This window comes from Natronospira sp. (genome assembly GCF_007134575.1).
Lineage (GTDB): Bacteria > Pseudomonadota > Gammaproteobacteria > Natronospirales > Natronospiraceae > Natronospira > Natronospira elongata.
The window spans coordinates 1-2,957 of sequence record NZ_SLKM01000160.1; the positions used below are offsets into that span (position 1 = coordinate 1).

3 protein-coding genes are annotated in these 2,957 nt (G+C 56.8%); all 3 read left to right on the forward strand.

Translation table 11 applies throughout. From position 1 onward, the window contains the following. Positions 1 to 83: 83 nt before the first annotated feature. The 3 genes from ACJWXQ_RS06375 to ACJWXQ_RS06385 all read left to right on the forward strand — a co-directional run bounded on the left by ACJWXQ_RS06375 (position 84) and on the right by ACJWXQ_RS06385 (position 2,798). Complete coding sequence (locus ACJWXQ_RS06375) at positions 84 to 905, forward strand: cyclase family protein (RefSeq protein WP_406672394.1); 822 nt, start codon at positions 84 to 86, stop codon at positions 903 to 905. An 18-nt stretch (positions 906 to 923) separates the two neighbouring features. Next, positions 924 to 1,451: a hypothetical protein gene (locus ACJWXQ_RS06380; RefSeq protein ID WP_346052952.1), complete on the forward strand. Its 528-nt coding sequence runs from the start codon at positions 924 to 926 to the stop codon at positions 1,449 to 1,451. Positions 1,452 to 1,595: 144 nt separating this feature from the next. Further along, positions 1,596 to 2,798 (forward strand): HD-GYP domain-containing protein, encoded by a 1,203-nt coding sequence (locus ACJWXQ_RS06385; RefSeq protein ID WP_406672395.1) that lies wholly within the window; start codon positions 1,596 to 1,598, stop codon positions 2,796 to 2,798. Positions 2,799 to 2,957: the final 159 nt, after the last annotated feature.

Sequence of the window (2,957 nt, forward strand, 5' to 3'; positions counted from 1 at the left end):
ATGGGGCTTCCCCTGGACAGCCGGGATCGACTCTTGCACGGTACCGCGCTGGAGTGGCTAAACCTCAAGAAGGAGCAGTTCCTGTGAGTTCACCACAATTGGACTGGGCAGGCATCCGCTTTGACATGGATCCGGCGCGAGCGACCAGCCTTGCCATCGAGCTGGATTTTGAGGGCGCACAACCCGGTTTCTTTGGTGCGGCGGCGGCCAGACGCAAGGCACTGCAGTCCGGCGGCTTCATCGGGGATACCCGGCAGGGTGGAAGCTGCAACTGTGAGGTTCTGGAAATCACCCCCCATTGCAATGGCACTCACACCGAATGTGTTGGCCATATCACCGACGAACGGGCAACAGTCCCGGATCAGCTGGGTAACATTCTTTGCCCGGCGCTGCTGTTGAGCATCCACCCTGCCCGGCTAGACAGCAGCGAAGACAGTGGCCCTTCCAAGGCCCGCGGCAGCGACATGGTGATCAGCCGCGAACAGCTGCAGTCGGCTTGGGATAAGCTGGCCCCTGCCGGGCCGCCCGCGGCCCTGATTATTCGTACGCTGCCCAACACCCCGGATAAATCGCAAAGGGACTGGATGCAGTCGCCTGCGCCGGCCTGGATCACTCGGGAAGCCGCGCAGTGGATCGTGGAACAGGGGATTGAACACCTGCTGGTCGACGTGCCCTCGGTAGACCGCGCCGATGATGAGGGTGAGCTGGTCACCCATCGTATTTTTTGGGACCTGCCCCCGGAGTCCCGGAAGCTGATGGAAGCCGGCCGCCCCCACGCCAGCATCACCGAGATGATATTTGTTCCCGACACGGCCGAAGATGGTCTGTACCTGCTTGATCTCCAGTATCCTGCGTTCGGAACCGACGCCGTGCCCAGCCGCCCCCTACTCCATAACAGCCTCTAAACTAGCCGGAGAAACACCATGTCTCAATCCTATGATCTGGAACGGCATCCCGGCATGCTGATTATGAGTGTGTTGCTACTGGCCATGCTGATCTATTTCATCCTCGACACCTTTGTCTTCTCTCCCTGGCAGCACACCAGCCTGCAACCGGCATTCTTCATGGCCGGTCTTGGGCTCATGGGCGGCGGCCTCGCATGGCTGTCGGGCCGAGGCGCACCCGGAAAGGAGCGCCTGGGTCTGGCTATTGCATTGGGAGCCGTGTTTGCCATGGCATTGTGGCCGGCCAGTCTCCGGCTCAACGCCATTGGTGCCGAAGACCAGCGTCATACCGTTGCCTATGAGTCAGTGGAAGCGGGTGTATATGTGCCCTTGGAGGGTGAGTATCCGGATGTCCGCTTCTATGGCAACCGGGCGTTCTGGGAGACGATGGAGGCTTCACCCGATTTTTCCATCACTCTGGTCAAGGGTTCACTTGGCTTCTGGCAGGTTTATTATCAACCGATCGTGGACGATATCCGCCTTTACCGTGCCATCATGGCTGATTGAATCCGACATCGCTTGAGAAGTGGCTGTCGATTCCGACCGCCCATCCCAAAGCAGCTGCCGACAATCCGTCAAGGCATTCCCACACTGGCGCCTTTGCCGTAGAGTCCGGACAGAGTCCAAGTACCAGCCCAAACAATCACCCCCATGAGAAAAACGATCTCCGTCAACAAGTTGCGTCCGGGCATGTTTTTGGACGAGCTGGGCACTTCCTGGCTGGACCACCCCTTCTGGCGCAATAGCTTTCTGATCGCGGACGAAAAAGAAATCCAGCAGATTCGGGATGCGAACATACAGGAAGTCACGATTGATACCAGACGGGGCAGTGACCTGGCTGAAACCCAGGGCCAGGACGACAAAGCCGAGCCAGCTCCAGATGATTCGCTGACATCATCTTCCCGGTTCCGCCCGGTAAGCCTGGAGGATGAAATGAAGCAGGCCGCCCGGCTGAAGCGTCAGGCAGCAAATGCAGTCAAGGAGACGCTTGAACAAGCCCGAATGGGACAAGCGATCAAGTCGGAAGACCTGAGCCACTTAGTTGAAGAAATCTCCGACTCCATCATCCGACAGCCGTCAGCCATGCTGGGCCTGGTCCGGATCAAGCATTCGGACGAGTATACCTATATGCACTCGGTTGCCGTCTGTGCGCTCATGATCGCGCTGGCTCGGCAGCTGGGGCTGGAAGAGGATGAAGTCAAACAGGCCGGAATGTCGGGGCTCATGCATGATGTGGGCAAGGCCTTTGTGCCAAATGAGATTCTCAACAAGCCTGCCAGGCTGAGCGACGAAGAATTTCGCATTATCCAGACCCATCCGGAGAAAGGCTATCAGGCCCTGGTCGACTCAGGCGAAAAATCCCGGATCGTCCTGGATGTTGTCCGGCATCATCACGAAAAAATCAATGGTGATGGTTATCCTCGTGGCCTGCCCGATTCCTCTATCAGTCTATTTGCCCGTATGGGTTCAGTCTGTGATGTCTATGACGCTGTAACATCTGACCGGCCCTACAAACGTGGCTGGGACCCGGCGGATGCACTCAGTCGAATGGCTCACTGGACCGGGGGCCAACTGGATAAAAAGGTATTCCAGGCTTTCGTAAAGACCATTGGTATTTATCCCACTGGCTCTCTGGTCCGGCTAAGCTCCGGCCGCCTGGCGGTTGTGCTTGATCAGAATGCGGATAATCTACTCAAGCCGAGAGTCAAGGTATTTTACTCCACCAACGCCGGGACCCGCTTGCAACCCAAGGTAGTCGACCTATCACGGCCTGGTGCCAGCGAAAGGATTGAATGCAAGGAAGATCCAGCGGAGTGGGATTTCAAGGATCTTGAATCACTCTGGGCGCAATAGCACGCGCAATCGATCCCCATTCACCATCTCGCCATTCAGGCCCAGGTACAGGGCGTGACTTCCTTTCTCATCCTGCCAATAAAAATCTCAGAAAGTTAATTATCGAAGGTGTCCTGAACGCAGATGATTACTATGGTCACTTACTTAATCTGATTTACC

What these genes read in the sequence shown, in the direction of transcription:
- ACJWXQ_RS06380 (WP_346052952.1), top strand. Translation starts at nt 924, where the DNA reads ATGTCTCAATCCTATGATCTGGAACGGCATCCCGGCATGCTGATTATG.
- ACJWXQ_RS06385 (WP_406672395.1), top strand. Translation starts at nt 1,596, where the DNA reads ATGAGAAAAACGATCTCCGTCAACAAGTTGCGTCCGGGCATGTTTTTG.